The following is a 17,742-nucleotide window of genomic DNA, read 5'->3' as shown; positions in this document are numbered from 1 at the left end:
GGCGGGGCGTACCTGCCGCTGGACGTCCGAGCACCGGCAGACCGGCTGCGCTCGCTCCTGCTGGAGACCGGCGCGACGGTGCTGATCACCGACCCTGCCTGGGAGACGACGGCCAGGGAGATCCACTCCGGTCACGTGATCCTGGTGGACGGCGAGCACGGGCCGGACACCGATCCCGATGTCGCGATCGACCCCGACAACCTGGCGTACGTCATGTACACCTCCGGCTCGACGGGCGCGCCGAAGGGCGTGGGGATCCGGAACCGCGATGTGGTCGCGCTGGCCGCCGATCGCCGCTTCGAAGACGGCCACGACTGCGTGCCGCTGCACTCGCCGTGCGCGTTCGACGCCTCAACCTATGAGCTGTGGGTGCCGCTGCTCAACGGCGGCAAGCTCGTGGTCGCACCACCCGGCGATGTGGATGCGGATGTACTGCGGCGGATGGTCGCCGAGCACGGTCTGACCGCCGTGTTCCTCACGGCCGGGTTGTTCCACGCCGTGGCCCAGGAGGCGCCGGACTGCCTCGCCGGCGTCCGCGAGGTCTGGACCGGCGGCGACGTGGTGTCCGCGTCCGCTGTGCGCCGGATCCTGGCGGCCTGTCCCGGTCTCACGGTCACGGACGTCTACGGCCCGACCGAGGCCACGGCGTTCGCGACCTCACACCAGTTGTCCGATGCCGAGCAGGTGCCGGACGCGGTGCCGATCGGGCGCCCGTTGGACAACATGCGGGTCTACGTCCTCGACGACGCGCTGGCACCGGTGCCGGTCGGTGTCGCCGGCGAGCTGTTCGTCGCGGGTGCCGGACTGGCTCGCGGTTACCTGAGCCGACCGGGGCTGACCGCCGACCGGTTCCTGGCCGATCCGTTCGGCGAACCGGGTACGCGGATGTACCGGACCGGTGACGTCGTGCGGTGGACGGCCGACGGGCTGCTGGAGTACCAGGGCCGGGCCGACGACCAGGTGAAGATCCGCGGGTTCCGGATCGAGCCCGGCGAGATCGAGAACACGCTGACGCGCCATCCCGATGTCGCCGAGGCGATCGTGGTCGCGAGGGAGGACAACGGTCGCAAGCGCCTGGTGGCCTACGTGACCTCCGCGGGGACGGCGGTGGGGGACCTGCGGCCGTGGCTGAAGGAGAGCCTGCCCGAGTACATGGTGCCGTCGGCGTTCGTGGTGCTGGACGAACTGCCGCTGGACGCCAACGGCAAGGTGGCTCGAAAGGCGTTGCCCTCTCCTGAAACGGAGGTGGGGGCGCAGTACGTGGCGCCGCGCAACGCCGTGGAGACCACGCTGGCCGAGATCTGGGCGGAGGTCGTCGGCGCGGAGCGGGTCGGCGTGCAGGACAACTTCTTCGAACTGGGCGGCGACTCGATCCTCAGCATCCAGGTCGTGTCCAGGGCCCGGCGTGCCGGGCTGCGGCTGAGCTCGCGGGACCTCTTCCTGCACCAGACCGTCGCCGACCTCGCCGCCCGCGTCGAGACGGTCACGGAACCGGTGAGCGATGATCACCAGCTCACCGGTCCGGTGCCGCTGACTCCGATCCAGCGCTGGTTCTTCGAGACCGTGCCCGTGGCGCGTGAGCACTTCACGATGTCGATGCTGGTGGAACTGCCCGCCGACGTCGACGAGAAGGCGTTGCGAGAGGCCGTGGATGCCGTTGTGGCGCACCACGACGCACTGCGGATGCGGTTCGTGGAGGTCGATGGCGAGTGGCGCGTGGAGATCGCGCCGTCCGAACCGGCCGAGGTGCTGCACCTTCACGATCTGTCCACACTGGACTTCGCGGCGCAGGAGGCCGCGATCGAGACCGAGGCGTTGACCGCTCAGACCAGCCTGAGTCCGCAGACCGGCCCGGTGATCCAGGCCGTGCTGTTCGATCTCGGGCCTGAGCGGCGACCGCGGCTCTTCCTGACCGCACACCACCTGGTGATCGACGGGGTGTCGTGGCGAATCCTGCTCGGCGACCTCGAAGCGGCCTACCGCCAGAGCGAACTGGAGCCAGTCGGCACCTCGTTCGCCCGCTGGGCACAACGTCTGACGGAGCACGTCGAGTCCGGTGCGTTCGACGACGACCTCGCACGGTGGACGGCGATGTCGGTCCCGGCAGACCTACCGGTGGACCACTCCGGCCGCAACACCGTCGGTTCGACCCGCACCGTCACGGTCCGCCTGGACGCGGAACGCACGGACGCGTTGCTGCACAAGGTTCCCCGGGCCTATCGCACCCAGGTCAACGACGTCCTGCTCAGCGCCCTCGGCCGGGTCCTGTCGGGTTGGACCGGGCGGGACGGCGTGCTGGTCGCGATGGAGGGGCACGGCCGCGAAGAGATCCTCGACGGCGTTGACCTCTCCCGCACGGTCGGCTGGTTCACGACCATGTTCCCGCTCGCGCTCACGGTTCCCGGCGGTGGCTGGGGGCAGGTTCTCCAGTCGGTGAAGGAACAGCTGCGTGCCGTGCCGCGGCGGGGACTCAGCTACGGAGCCCTGCGCCATCTCCGCCGAACCGCGTTGGCCGACGACCCGTCGCCGCAGATCAGCTTCAACTACCACGGCCAGTGGGACGTCGCGCCGGAGGAGAACTCGCTGTACCAGGCCAGATGCGCCAACGTCGGCCAGGACCTGGCCCCTGAGCAGACCCGCGCCCACCTGCTGGACATCTCCGGCGCGGTGGAGGACGGGGCGCTGGCCCTGAGCTGGATCTACTCCGACCAGGTGCACGACGAAGCCACGGTGACGCGCCTGGCCGAGGAGATGCGCCAGGCACTGCTGGAGATCATCGACCACTGCGCCCTGCCGGACGCGGGTGGGCGCACGCCGTCCGACTTCCCGCTGGCACGACTCGACCAGGCCGCGGTGGACCGCCTGGTGGGCAACGGGAAGACGGTGGAGGACGTCCACCCGCTGACGCCGTTGCAGGCGGGGATGGTGTTCCACAGCCTGGTGGACGCCGAGTCCGGCGCCTACTTCGACCAGGCCAGGCTGACGCTGGCCGGCGTCTCCGATCCCGAAGCGCTCGGCGCGGCCTGGCAACGCGTGGTGGACCGCACGCCGGTGCTGCGCAGTTCCGTGGCCTGGGAAGGTGTGGCCGAGCCGCTTCTCCTGGTGCACAGCCAGGTCACGGTCCCGATCTCGTACCACGACTGGCGCGCGCTGTCCGATGTGGACTCCTCGCGCGTCGCGGCGGAGGAGCGGGCCGCCGCGAAGGACCTCACCACGGCCCCGCTGATGCGCGTGAGCATCGCCGCGTTGCCCGGCGACGAGGTGCTGCTCGTCTGGACCTTCCACCACGTCCTGCTGGACGGCTGGAGCCTCGGACAGGTCTTCGCCGAGGTGTGCGAGCAGTACGCGGCGATCGTGCAGGACCGGCAGCCGGACCTGCCTGCCCGGCGCCCGTTCCGCGACTACCTGCAGTGGCTGCACCGGCAGGACAGGTCCGCGTCCGAGGAGTACTGGCGCGGAGTGCTGTCCGGGTTCGAGGCGGCCACCGCCCTGCCGTTCGACCGGAAACCCCTGGAAGCGCACCGGACCGAGTCCTCCGAGTCGGCGCACATCGCCCTGTCGGAGGCGGAGTCCGAACAGCTGCGCCAGGTGAGCAAGCAGAACGGCCTGACCGTGAACACGGTCGTCCAGGGCGCGTGGGCGTTGCTGCTGGCCCGCTACAGCGGTGAGCAGGACGTCGTCTTCGGCACCACCGTGTCCGGGCGTCCGGCCGAGCTGGCCGGGGTCGAGTCGATGATCGGCATGTTCATCAACACCGTGCCGACCCGTGCTCGGGTCGACGAGGCTCAGCAGCTGGTGGACTGGCTGCGCGACCTGCAGGTGCAGCAGGCCGAGTCCAGGCGGTTCGAGGCGGTGTCGCTGGCCGAACTGCGGACCTGGAGCGACCTCGCGGCCGGGAATTCCCCGTTCGACAGCTCCGTCGTCTTCGAGAACTACCCGTTCGACGAGTCCTCCACCGCGGGCGTCCGGGTGACCGGGGTGCAGGCGGTGGACACGACCAGCTTCCCGCTCAGCGTGCGCGCCCACCTCGACGAACGACTCCACGTCGCGCTCTCCTACGACCCGAGGTTGTTCGACGCGGACACCGTCGAACGGATGGCGACGCATCTGGGCGTGCTGCTGACCGGGTTCATCACCGACCCGGCCCGCACTGTGTCGGAAACGCCGATGCTGACCGAGTCCGAGCAGCACCAGGTGCTGGTGGAGTGGAACGGTTCCGCCCTCGATCTGCCGGCCGGAACCCTGACGGAGCTGTTCGAGGCACAGGCGGCCAGGACTCCTGACGCGATCGCGGTCACGTGCGAGGGCGAGAGCCTTTCGTACGCGGAGCTCGACGCGCAGGCCAACCGTCTGGCTCACCGGCTGATCGACCTGGGTTCCGGACCGGAGCGGTTCGTCGCCCTGGTCCTGCCGCGCTCGGCCGAGATGATCGTGGCGATCCTCGCCGTGCTCAAGTCGGGCGCGGCGTACGTGCCGGTGGATCCGGGCCTCCCGCAGGAGCGGATCAACGCGATGCTCGACGACGTCCAGCCCGTTGTGGTGCTGGAGGACATCGGTGACAGCGACAGCTGTCCGGAAACCGCACCAAACGTGCGGTTGGCCCCGGCGAACGCGGCGTACGTGATCTACACGTCCGGATCGACCGGTGTGCCCAAGGGAGTGGTCGTCCCGCACAGCAACGTCACGCGCCTGTTCGAGGCCACCCGCAAATGGCTGTCCTTCGACGAGCACCACGTGTGGACGTTGTTCCACTCCTACGCGTTCGACTTCTCCGTCTGGGAGATCTGGGGACCGCTGCTGCACGGCGGACGGCTGGTCGTCGTGCCCCTGGCCGTGTCCCGGTCACCGCGGGAGTTCCTGCGGCTGCTCGCCGACGAGCGGGTGACCGTGCTCAACCAGACCCCCTCGGCGTTCTACGAGCTGATGGACGCCCCTGAGCTCGACGCGCTGCGGTACGTGATCTTCGGTGGCGAAGCGCTCGACGTGCGGCGGCTGGGGGAGCGGTCCAGCTCCGGGCCGACGCTGGTCAACATGTACGGGATCACCGAGACCACCGTGCACGTCACGTGTTCCGTGCTCACGGACGACTCGGCGGACACGATCGGCGTGGGCCTGTCCGACCTCAGGGTGTACGTGCTGGACGCCCGCCTGCGTCCGGTCCCGATCGGGGTGGCCGGCGAGATGTACGTGGCGGGAGCTGGCCTCGCGCGTGGCTACCTCAACCGCCCCGGCCTCACCGCGGACCGGTTCGTCGCCGACCCGTTCGGCGTGCCCGGCACCCGGATGTACCGCACCGGTGACCTCGCCCGGTGGAACGGGGAAGGCGCGCTGGAGTACCTCGGCCGCGCCGACCGCCAGGTGAAGATCCGCGGCTTCCGCATCGAACTCGGTGAGGTCGAGGCCGCCCTGCTCGCACTACCGCAGATCACCTCGGCCGTCGTGCTGCCGCGCGACAACAGGCTGGTTGCCTACGTCGTGCCGGACGGGGACCTGCCGAGCACAGCGGACCTCCGTGCCGCGCTGATGCGCACCCTGCCCGACTACATGGTGCCGTCGGCCTTCGTCCCGCTCGCCGAGATCCCGTTGACCCGCAACGGGAAACTGGACCGGCAGGCGCTGCTGGCGCTGGACGCGGGCGCGGTGGCGAGCAGCGGGTACCGGGAGCCGCGCACGGAGACCGAACGGACCGTCACCGCCATCTGGGCCGAGGTCCTTGGCGTGGAGCGGGTGGGCGCGGACGACAACTTCTTCGAACTGGGCGGCGACTCGATCCTGAGCATCCGCGTCGCGTCCCGGCTGCGCGCGGCGTTCGGTGCCGACGTGTCGCCGCGCGTCCTGTTCTCCTCACCCACGCCCGCATTGCTGGCCGCCGGGCTGCCTACGAGCAGCGGCCCGGTCGTGTCCGCGATCCCGGCCGTGCCTCGTGACTCCGACCTCCCGTTGTCCTTCGCACAGCAGAGGTTGTGGTTCCTCAACGAGTTCGACCCGGACAGCGCCGAGTACGTCACGGTCTTCGCGATCCGGCTGAACGGGTCGCTGGACGTCGATGCATTGGGCCGCGCGCTGAACTCGTTGGTCGCCAGGCACGAGTCGTTGCGGACCACTTTCGAGTCGGTCGACGGGAGGCCGCGGCAGATCGTGCACCCGCCGCACGAGATCGCTGTGTCCGTGGTCGAGACCCAGGACGTCGAACTCCGCGAACTGACCCGGCCGTTCGATCTGAAGAACGGCCCGCTGCTGCGAGTCCTGCTGGCGCGAGTGGCCGCGGACGAACATGTTCTCGTGCTGTCCATGCACCACATCATCACCGACGGCTGGTCGATGGGTGTGCTGTCCGAAGAGCTGAGCGCGCTCTACAACGGGTCTGTCGAACTGCCCGCGTTGCCGATCCAGTACGCGGACTTCGCTGCCTGGCAACGGGAACGTCTGGCCGACGACTCGATGAAGGAGCAGGCCGAGTACTGGCGTGGCCAGCTCGCCGGGCTCGCTCCGCTGGAGCTGCTGACCGACCGCCCCCGGCCCCCGGTGCAGACCACCAACGGTGCCTCGCGTGAGTTCACCGTGCCCGCGGACGTCACCGCGGCGCTCAGGGGCTTGGGAAGCCAGAAGGACACGACGCTGTTCATGACGCTCGTGGCCGGGTGTCAGCTGTTGCTGCAACGCCTGTCCGGTCAGAACGACATCGCCGTCGGCACGGTCAGCTCCGGCCGTGAGCAGCCGGAGGTGGAGCGGCTGGTCGGAATCTTCGTCAACACCCTCGTGCTGCGGTCCCAGATCGACGGTCGGCGTGGGTTCCGGGAGCTGCTGGCGGACGTCCGGGGGACCGTGCTGGACGCGTTCGCGCATCAGGACCTGCCCTTCGAGCGGGTGGTGGACGAACTCCAGCCCGACCGCGACACCAGCCGGTCACCGCTGTTCCAGGTGATGGTGACGTTGCAGAACGCGGGCAACCGGCTGCCCGAACTGGACGGCCTCGCCGTCAGCGAGTTCGCGCTGCCGATCACCAAGGCGACCTTCGACCTCGGGTTCGAGTTCGAGGAACACGATGGCGGCCTGCGCGGACTCGTCGACTACAACACCGACCTGTTCGACGCGGACACCATCGACCGGATGATCGGGCACCTCGGCGTCCTGTTCGCCGCTGTCGTGGCCGACCCCGAACTGCCTGTCGCACGGCTCGACCTGCTGACCGACGCCGAGCAAGAGCGACTTTTGGTGTCGTGGAACGACACCGATGTCGCTGTGCCTCCGGCGACCTGGCCTGAGTTGTTCGAGCAACAGGTGGCGAAGACCCCGGACGCGACCGCGTTGGTCTTCCAGGACCAGGAACTGACCTTCGCCGAGCTGAACGCCCGCGCGAACCGGCTGGCGCGCCATCTGATCGACAACGGCGCTGCTCCCGAACGATTCGTAGCCGTGTCCCTGCCTCGATCCGCGGACGTGGTCGTGGCGATCCTCGCGGTGCTCAAGTCCGGCGCGGTCTACCTGCCCCTCGACCCCGAGCTGCCACCCGACCGGATCGACTTCGTGCTGCGCGATGCGCAACCGGTGGTGGTCCTCGATTCGATCCCAGCACTCGACGGCGCTGACGCCAATCTGGACATCGCGGCTGATGGCGCCGCCTACTGCATCTACACCTCGGGTTCGACCGGCGTGCCGAAGGGCGTGGTCGTCGACCACCGCGCGCTGGCCGGGCTGAGTCACGATCACCGGACCGAGTTCGGTGTCGCGCAAGGAAACGAGCGGATGCGGGTCGCGTTGACGTCCGCGTTCTCGTTCGACGCGTCGTGGGACGGCCTGCTCATGATGGCCGACGGTCACGAGCTGCACCTGATCGACGACGTCCTGCGGCTCGACCCCGAAGCGTTGGTGGACTACGTCGTCAGCCGGCGGGTCGACCTGGTCGACTCGACGCCTTCCCATGTCCAGCAACTGGTTCTGGCCGGTCTGTTCGCCGGCGCACGCCACCGTCCGTCGGTCCTGATGCTCGGCGGAGACGCCGTCGACCAGGCGTTGTGGCGCGACCTGTCCGCGATCGAGGGGACGGTCGCGTACAACCACTACGGGCCGACCGAGACCACGGTCGACGTCGTGTGGACGCGGCTCGACTCCGCAGACCGCCCGGTGATCGGCCGGCCCGGCCACAACGTGCGGGCGTACGTGCTCGACGAACTGCTGCGCCCGGTGCCGATCGGCGTCCCCGGTCAGCTCCACCTGGCAGGCAGCCGCCTCGCCCGTGGCTACCTGAACAGGCCGGGACTGACCGCGGAGAGGTTCACGGCCAACCCGTTCGGTCCGCCCGGCAGCCGGCTCTACGGCACCGGCGACCGGGTGCGCTGGACGGCCGGCGGACTCCTGGAGTACCTGGGACGTGTCGACGAGCAGGTCAAGATCCGGGGCTTCCGCATCGAACCCGGTGAGGTCGAGGCGGCACTGCGCGGCCACACCGAGGTCGCCGAGGCCGTGGTCGTCGCCAGGGAGGATGAGGGGCACCGCAGACTGGTCGCCTACCTCGTGCCCGCTGAACGGACTCCCGAGGCGCTGGAGTTGCGTGCGTGGCTGAAGCAGACTCTGCCGGACTACATGGTGCCGTCCGCGTTCGTCGTGCTCGACCGGTTGCCCATGACCACGAGCGGCAAGGTCGATCGCAACGCCCTGCCCGCACCGGAGCGCCGGCAGGAAGGTCCGAGCGGGACTGCCCCGCGCACGGAGACCGAACGCCGGCTGGCCGACGTCTGGGCCGCCGTGCTCGGCGTCGACCGGCTGAGTGTGGAGGACAACTTCTTCGCGCTCGGCGGCGACTCGATCCTGAGCATCCAGGTCGTCTCCCGTGCCCGGCAGGCAGGACTGCGGCTGACCTCGAAGGACATCTTCCGCCACCAGACCATCGCCGAGCTCGCGGTCGTGGTGGGGGAAGGACCGGAAGACGAACCCGCGGAACCCGACCTCGTCCTCGGCCCGGCGCCGCTCACCCCGATCCAGCGCTGGTTGCTGGAGACCGAGCGCGACGACCCGCGGCACTTCACCATGTCGACGCTCGCCGAGCTGCCCCCTGACCTCGACGAAGAGGCGTTGTCCTCGGCGTTGAACGCGGTCATGGCCCACCACGACGCGCTGCGTGCCCGGTTCACCCAGGTCGACGGCCAGTGGCAGCAGGAGTTCGCGCCGACCGGGCGCATCGTGCTCGTGAAGCGGCACGATCTGTCCGAGGAGGACGTTCAGGAGCTTGCTCTCAGGGCCCAGTCGGGCCTGGACCTGGAGAACGGGCCGTTGGTCGCGGCAGTGCTGTTCTCCTTCAGCGACCGGGCACCGCAGCTGTTCCTCGCGATCCACCACCTCGTCATCGACGGCGTGTCGTGGCGCATCCTGCTCGGTGACCTCGAGACCGCCTACCGCCAGGCACGGACGGGTCAGCGCGTCGACCTCGGTGCCAAGACCAGCTCCTACCACCTGTGGGCGCGGCGGCTGAAAGAGCACGTCGTGGCCGGTGGCTTCGCCGAAGACCTGGCGTACTGGGACAACGCCGTGGCGTCACCGGAACTGCCAGTGGATCGCACCGGTGCCAACACGGCCGGATCCAGTCGCACGATCTCGGTGCGGTTGGACCCGGAGAGCACCGATGCCTTGCTGCGCAAGGTTCCCGACGTGTACCGCACCCAGGTCAACGACGTGCTGATGGCGGCGCTGGGACGGGTGTTGTCGTGGTGGACGGGTCGTGAGCAGGTCCTGGTGGCGATGGAGGGCCACGGCCGTGAGGAGATCCTCGACGGGATCGACCTGTCGCGCACCGTCGGCTGGTTCACCGCGGAGTTCCCCGTCGCGCTCACGGTGCCGAAGACGGGCTGGGGCGACGCGCTCAAGTCCACCAAGGAACAGCTGCGCGCGATCCCCCACAAAGGACTGAGCTACGGCGCGCTGAAGACCGATCAGCCAGCCGAGATCTGCTTCAACTACCACGGCCAGTGGAACGCCAGCGCAGACTCGGACGGTTTCTACCGCTCGTGGGGCACCGGAATCGGCCAGGACGTGGCCCCTGACCGGCAGCGCGGCTACCTGCTGGAGGTGACCGGCGTCGTCGAGGACGGCGAGCTGGAGCTGGGCTGGACGTACTCCACCGCCGTGCACGACGAGGAAACCGTGCGGGACCTGGCAGACCAGCTGATCGCGTACCTGCTGGACGTCATCGACCACTGCGGTTCACCGGGAGCGGGCGGACGGACCCCGTCGGACTTCCCGTTCGCCCGGCTGGACCAGGCGCAGGTGGACGCGCTGGTCACCGGGTCGGTCGAGGACATCTACCCGCTGACCCCGATGCAGGCAGGAATGTTGTTCCACAGCCTGGTGGACGCCGACTCGACCGCCTACTTCGAGCAGATCCGCCTCCGGCTCTCCGGCGTGACGGACCCGAGCGGGTTGGGCGCGGCGTGGCAACAGATCGCGAACCGGACCCCGGCGCTGCGCAGCCGACTCGCCTGGGCCGGCCTCGAAGAGCCGGTGCAGGTCGTCGAACGTGACGTGGTGCTGCCCGTCACCCAGCACGACTGGCGGGACCGGTCCGAGGCCGACCGCGAAGCCGCGCTGCGAGACCTGCTGGAACGCGATCGTGCCGACAGGTTCGACCTGGCCACGGCGCCGCTGTCGCGGGTGGCGATCATCGCGCTGCCCGGCGACGAGGTGCTGATGGTGTGGACCTCGCACCACGTCGTGCTCGACGGGTGGAGCGCCGCCCAGGTGTTCGCCGAGGTCTGCGAGCAGTACGCGGCCGTGGCGGGAGGAAGCGAGCCCCAGCTCGTGACCCGCCGCCCGTTCCGCGACTACCTGACCTGGCTGTCCGGGCAGGATCCGCGGCAGGCGGAGGAGTACTGGCGGCGGACGCTCTCCGGCTTCGAGGCTCCGACCCCGCTGCCCTGCGACCGTCGCCCGCTTCAGGCGCACCGGACGCAGTCGGCCGAGTCCGTCCGCGTCGAACTTCCGGCGTCCGGACTCCAGGAGGTCGCCCGGCGCACCGCGCTCACCCTCAACACGATCATCCAGGGTGTGTGGGCGCTGCTGCTGTCGCGCTACAGCGGCGGCGAGCAGGACGTGGTGTTCGGCACCACGGTGTCCGGCCGCCCCGCCGAGATCCCCGGTGTCGAGTCGATGCTCGGGATGTTCATCAACACCGTGCCGACCCGCGTCCAGGTCCACAGTGGATGGACAGTCGCCCGATGGCTGCAGGAGGTGCAGGCCGAGCAGAGCGAGTCGCGGAGCTTCGACTTCGTCTCCCTCGCGGAGCTGCGGCCCTGGAGCGACGTGCCCGCCGGGCAGAACCTGTTCGACAGCATGGTCGTGTTCGAGAACTACCCGGTCAGCGAGCCCGCGACCACCGGGGCGCCCCAGGTGCTGGAGGTGAGCTCGTCGGACGCGACCAGCTTCCCGCTGTGTCTGCGCGCCTCACTCGGTGAGAGCCTCGCCCTGGACCTCGCCTACGATCCGGCGCTGTTCGACGCCGGCACGGTCCGTGCGATGGTCCAACGCCTGCGTCTCCTGCTCGACGGCATCGCGAGCGACCCGGACGTTCTGGTGGCCGCGCTGCCGTGGATGTCCGACGACGAGCGCGGCCGCGTCATCGAGGAAAGCCAGGGGGCTCGGCGTGACCTGCCTGCGGCGACGGTTCCCGAACTGTTCGCCGTGCAGGTGGCCCGCACGCCGGACGCACCGGCGGTCGGCACCCTGTCGTACGCGGAGCTGGACGCCCGTTCGAACCACCTGGCGAATCAGCTGGTGGAGTTCGGTGTCCGGCTGGAAGACCGCGTCGGACTGCTGTTGGAACCCTCGGTCGGCCACTGCGTCGCCGAACTGGCGGTGCTGAAGGCCGGCGGGGCGTACGTTCCGCTGGACGTTCGCGCGCCTCGGCAGCGACTGCGTTCGATGCTGGCCGAGGTATCGGTGCTGATCACCGATACCAACTGGCACGCTGTGGCTGAAGGCGTCCACAGTGGACGAACTGTGCTGGTCGGCGACGATGAGTCGACGACGGGACCAGAACCGCGCATCGATCCCGACAACCTGGCCTACGTCATGTACACCTCGGGGTCGACCGGAACCCCCAAGGGCGTCGCGGTCCGGCACCGGGACGTGGTGGGTCTGGCCTCCGACAACCGGTTCCAGGATGGTGCCCACCAACGGGTGCTGGCCCATTCACCGCTGGCGTTCGACGCGTCGACCTACGAACTGTGGGTGCCGTTGCTCAACGGCGGCCAGGTGGTTCTGGCGGACACCCCGGACTTGACCGCGGAGTCGTTGCGCCAGACCATCGCCGAACACCAGGTGACCGGACTGTGGCTGACCGCGGGCCTGTTCCGGTTGGTGGCCCAGGACGCACCCGGTTGCCTGGCTGGTGTCCGTGAGGTGTGGACCGGCGGTGACGTGGTCCCGGCTACTGCGGTGCGCCGAGTCCTGGAGGCGTGCCCCGGTCTGGTGGTCGTGGACGGCTACGGCCCGACCGAGACCACCACCTTCGCGACCGCCCACCGGATGCACGAGCTGGTGGCCGACCCTGTGCCGATCGGGCGTCCGTTGGACGACATGCGCGGCTACGTGCTGGATCAGGACCTGCGGCCCGTCCCTCTCGGCGTGCCGGGCGAACTGTGCATCGCCGGTTCGGGACTGTCTCGCGGCTACCTGAACCGGCCGGGCCTGACGGCGGAGCGGTTCGTGGCCGACCCGTTCGGCGCTCCAGGGGAACGGATGTACCGGACCGGGGACGTCGTCCGGCGGACCGCCGACGGTGAGCTCGCCTTCCTCGGACGGTCCGACGACCAGGTGAAGCTGCGCGGGTTCCGGGTCGAACTGGGCGAGGTCGAGGCCGTGCTGGCCGCTCACCCCGCCGTCAGTCACGCCGTGGCGGTTCTGGACGGCGGCAGGCTGGTCGCCTACGTCGTACCGGCGACCGTCGAGCCCTCGGACCTGCGCGAACACGCCGTGGCGACGCTGCCGGAGTACATGGTCCCGGCCGTGATCATGGCGCTGGACGAGCTGCCGTTGAGCCGCAACGGAAAGGTGGACCGCCGGGCACTTCCGGCACCCGACGCGGTGACCACGGGTCGTTACGTGGCACCACGTACCCGCCTCGAACAGGCGGTCGCGGATCTCTGGGCACGTCTGCTCGGTGTGGAGCGCGTCGGCGTCGACGACAACTTCTTCGAGCTCGGCGGCGACTCGATCATGAGCATCCGGCTGGTGTCCGGGCTGCTGGCCGAGTGCGGCACGAGCGTGTCGCCGCGGATGGTGTTCAGCAACCCGACCGTCGCCGGTCTGGCCGCCGCGATCGGTGCGGAGAGCGCCGGTCGGATTCCGGTGTTGCCCAATCACGGCACCGTGAAGCAGTCGTTCGCCCAGCAGCGGCTCTGGTTCCTCGACGACTTCGAACCGGGCGGCACCGAGTACGTCACGTTCACCGCCGTGCGGCTGGTGGGCGAGTTGGACGTCGGCGCGCTGTCGACGGCGTTCACGGCATTGGTCGCCAGGCACGAGTCCCTCCGCACGACGTTCGGAAGCGGCGTCCAGGTGGTGCAGGAGCCGTTCGAGGTGCAGGTGCCGGTGACCGACCTGCCTCAGGACGCCGACCTGATGGCCTTGCTGGCCGAGGAGGGCCGCCGCCCGTTCGACCTGCGTCGTGGTCCGTTGATGCGGCCGGGCCTGATCAGGCTGACGGACGACGAGCACGTGCTGACCCTGGCCCTGCACCACATCATCACCGACGGCTGGTCGAACGGCGTGATCGCGAGCGAGCTGAGCCTGCTGTACGGTGCCGCGCTGCGCGGCGAGCAGGCCGAACTGCCGCCGCTTCCCGTGCAGTACGCGGACTTCGCCGCCTGGCAGCGCGGACTGCTGTCGGAGAGTGCTCTGGACGAGCAGGTGTTGTACTGGCGCAACCAACTCGCCGACGTCCCGCCGCTGGAGCTGCCGACGGACCGCCCGCGGCCCGCCGTGCGCTCGACGAATGGCGCCGTGGCGGAGACCGTCGTTCCCGAGGTGGTCACCGCACGGCTCGCCGAACTGAGCCGTCAGCGGGAGACCACCCTGTTCACGACGCTGGTCGCGGCCTGCCAGGTCCTCTTCGGACGGTTGGCGGGGCAGGACGACGTGACCGTCGGAACCGTGGCCTCCGGTCGTGAGCGGGCCGAGCTGACCGGGCTCGTCGGGTTCTTCGTGAACACGCTGGCGTTGCGGTCCCGTGTGCGCGGCGACCTCGCCTTCACAGACTTCCTCGGCGAGGTGCACGACACCGTCCGGGACGCGTTCGACCGTCAGGACCTCCCGTTCGAACGGGTCGTGGACAGCGTCCAACCCGACCGCGACACCGGCCGCACCCCGCTGTTCCAGGTCATGGTGGTGCTGCAGAACGCACCGCAGGAGGCACCGCTGCTGCCCGGCCTGGTGGCCGAGGACGTGGAGCTGCCGCTGACGACGGCCAACTTCGACCTCACTGTCGAGTTCCAGGAGCTCGACGGCCGGCTGCGGGTCGCACTGAACTACAACACCGACCTGTTCGACCCCACCACCATCGAACGGTTCGCCGACCAGTTGCAGGTGCTGCTCGCGGACATCGCGGACGATCCGCAACGAGCGGTGTCCCGCCTGACGCTGCTGTCCGAGACCGAACGGCGACGGCTGCTGGTCGACTGGAACGACACGGACCGCGAGGTTCCCGCCGGCCTGCTGCCGGAGTTGTTCGAGGCCCAGGTACGGCGTGGTCCGGACGCTCCGGCGCTGCTCAGCGAGGACGGGGTGGTGAGCTTCGCCGAGCTCGACGCCCGAGCCAACCGGCTGGCCAGGGTGCTGGTCGACAGGGGAGCGGGCCCGGAACAGATCGTCGCGCTCGTTCTGCCGCGCTCGGTGGAGATCATCGTCGCCCAGCTCGCGGCCCTGAAGGCAGGAGCGGCGTTCCTGCCGATCGACGCGGCCTATCCTGCGGACCGGATCGCGTTCATGCTCGACGACGCCCGTCCCGCCCTGATCCTGACCCTCCGCGACATGGACACGAACCTGACCGGCAGGGAAGGGGTGCTGGAACTCGACGAACCAGAATTGTTGTCCGAAGTGGACGCCGGTGACCTCACGGACGCCGACCGGACCAGTCCACTGCTGCCGGAGCACCCGGCTTACGTGATCTACACGTCCGGATCGACCGGGCGACCCAAGGGTGTCGTCGTGCCGCACACCGGCCTGGCCAGTCTTTCGGCGGCCGCGGCAGAACACTTCGGCGTCACGGCGGCTGATCGCGTCCTGGAGTACGCGTCCCCGAGCTTCGACGTCTCGGTGCTGGAACTGTGCATGTCGTTGCCCGCCGGAGCTGCGCTGGTCGTACCGCCACCCGGCCCGTTGCTGGGGGAGGAGCTGGCCGAGCTCCTGGCGGATCGCGCGGTGACCGTCGCCGAGATCCCGCCCGCCGCACTGGCCACCGTGCCGGAGACGTCACTGCCGGACCTCCGCACGCTCATCGTCGGTGGTGACGTGTGCAGCGCGGACCTGGCGGCTCGCTGGGCGCCGGGCCTGCGGATGTTCAACGGCTACGGGCCGACGGAGTTCACCGTGTCGACGACCTGGAGCGACCCGCTGACCGGTACGGACACCCCGCCCATCGGAAGGCCGATCCGCAACACCCGTGTGTACGTTGTGGACAGTGCCCTTCAGCCGGTGCCGGTCGGTGTGCCCGGTGAGCTGTACGTTGCCGGGCTCGGTCTGGCCCGCGGCTATCTGAACCGTCCAGGGCTGACCGCGGACAGGTTCGTGGCGAACCCCTTCGGACCGGCCGGATCGCGTCTCTACCGCACGGGAGACGTCGTCAGGTGGAACGCGGCCGGCGAGCTGGAGTTCCTCGGACGGACTGATTACCAGGTACAGGTCCGCGGGTTCCGGATCGAATTGGGCGAAGTCGAGTCGGCACTGCTGCGGCACCCGGAGGTCAGCGAGGCGGTCGCTGCCGTGCAGGAAGAACGCCTGGTCGCCTACGTGGTGGCGAACTCGACGGCGCCCGGCACGGCCGAGCTGCGCGAGTTCCTCGGCCGGACGTTGCCCGACCACATGGTGCCGGTCGCGTTCATGGCGTTGGACTCCTTGCCGCTGAACGCAAGCGGAAAGGTCGACCGGCGCAGGCTGGCCCCGGTCACCGCGGCTCCCGACCCAGGAGTCTCCTACGTCGAGCCGAGCACTCCGGCCGAGCGCGCGCTCGCCGGGATCTGGGCCGACGTGCTCGGACTGGAACGCGTCGGCGTGCGGGACAACTTCTTCGACCTGGGCGGCGACTCCATCCTCAGCATGCAGGTGGTCTCGCGGGCCAGGAAGGCGGGCCTCGGGCTGACGTCCAAGGACCTCTTCCTGCACCAGAGCATTGACGTGCTCGCCGCCGAACTCGGCGAGGTCGGCACGTCGGCGACACGGGGACAGGAACCGGTCTTCGGCCCGGCGCCGCTCACACCGATCCAGCACTGGTTCTTCGAGAGCCACACCGTCAACCCGCACCACTTCAACCAGTCGATGCTGCTGGAGCTGACCGCCGACCTGGACGAGAAGGCGTTGCGAGCAGCCCTGGACACCCTGTGGTCCCACCACGACGCCCTCCGGATGCGCTTCGAACAGGTCGACGGTCAGTGGCGGCAACACAACGCCGCCCCCGAGCTGGTCGAGCTGCTGCAAAGCCAAGACCTGTCCGGTGTGGACGATCAGATGGCCGCGATGGAGGAGGTGGCTGACGCGGTCCACGCGAGCTTCGACCTGCGGACCGGCCCGCTGCTGAAAGCTGTTCTGTTCACCGGGGGAGAGCGGCCGTTCCTCTTCCTGGCCGCGCACCACGTCGTGGTCGACGGGGTGTCCTGGCGGATCCTGCTGGACGACCTCGAACTGGCCTACAAGCAGGCCGACCTCGGCGAGAAGACGACGTCGTTCCTGGACTGGGCCAAGCGCCTCAGCGAGCACGTGGCGGCGGGTGGACTCGACCACGAGCTCGAACACTGGACCGCTGCCCTGGACGTGCACGACCTGCCGGTGGACCGCGAGCAGCAGAAGCCAGGAACCCCGGCCGAGATCGTGTCGATCACGCTGGACGCCGAGGCCACGGACGCGTTGCTGCACGCGGCACCCACCGCGTACCGCACCCGGATCAACGAGGTCCTGCTCAGCGCGCTCGCCTGGGCGTTGTCCCGGTGGACAGGGCAGCAGGTCGTCTCGATCGACCTCGAGGGGCACGGCCGTGAGGACGTCCTCGACGGGGTCGACCTGACCAGGACCGTCGGCTGGTTCACCACGATCTTCCCGATCGCCCTGACCGTGCCGGAGGAGGACGAACCGCGGTGGCGCGAGATGGTCAAGTCGGTGCGCAGGCAGCTGCGCGCCGTGCCGGACAACGGGTTCGGCTACTCGGCGCTGCGTCACCTCGGCTCACCCGAGGCACGCGAGCGGCTGTCCGGCGACGGGCGGGGCCCGCAGATCGCCTTCAACTACCTCGGGCAGTGGGACAGCACCGCCAAGAACACCGGCAGCGGCCTCTACGTGGCGTCGCACTCGTCGCTGGGACAGGACCACGATCCCGCTGAGAGCAGCTCGCACGTGCTCGAGGTGGTGGGCGCGGTCCAGGGCGGTGAGCTGGTGTTCTCCTGGTTCTACCAACCGGATCTGCACGACCTCGCGACCGTGGAGCAGGTCGCCGGCGACTTCGCCGACGCCCTGCGGAGCATCGCGCGGGACTGCGGGAAGGGCTGA

General features: G+C 69.6%; 1 protein-coding gene (only partly in view). It reads left to right on the top strand.

Features of this window, described 5'->3' with window-relative positions; genetic code table 11:
- Positions 1-17,742, top strand: partial view of a non-ribosomal peptide synthase/polyketide synthase gene (locus ACSHWB_RS39355; protein WP_439658396.1) — the 3' portion only. The gene continues 1,677 nt to the left of window position 1, outside the view; the window shows 17,742 of its 19,419 coding nt (coding positions 1,678-19,419); its start codon lies beyond the left edge, outside the window; its stop codon occupies positions 17,740-17,742.

Origin of the sequence: Lentzea sp. HUAS TT2 (assembly GCF_051853195.1) — a bacterium.
GTDB lineage: Bacteria > Actinomycetota > Actinomycetes > Mycobacteriales > Pseudonocardiaceae > Lentzea.
Note: the sequence above shows the minus strand (reverse complement) of the source record. Positions and strands in the feature narration are given on the sequence as shown.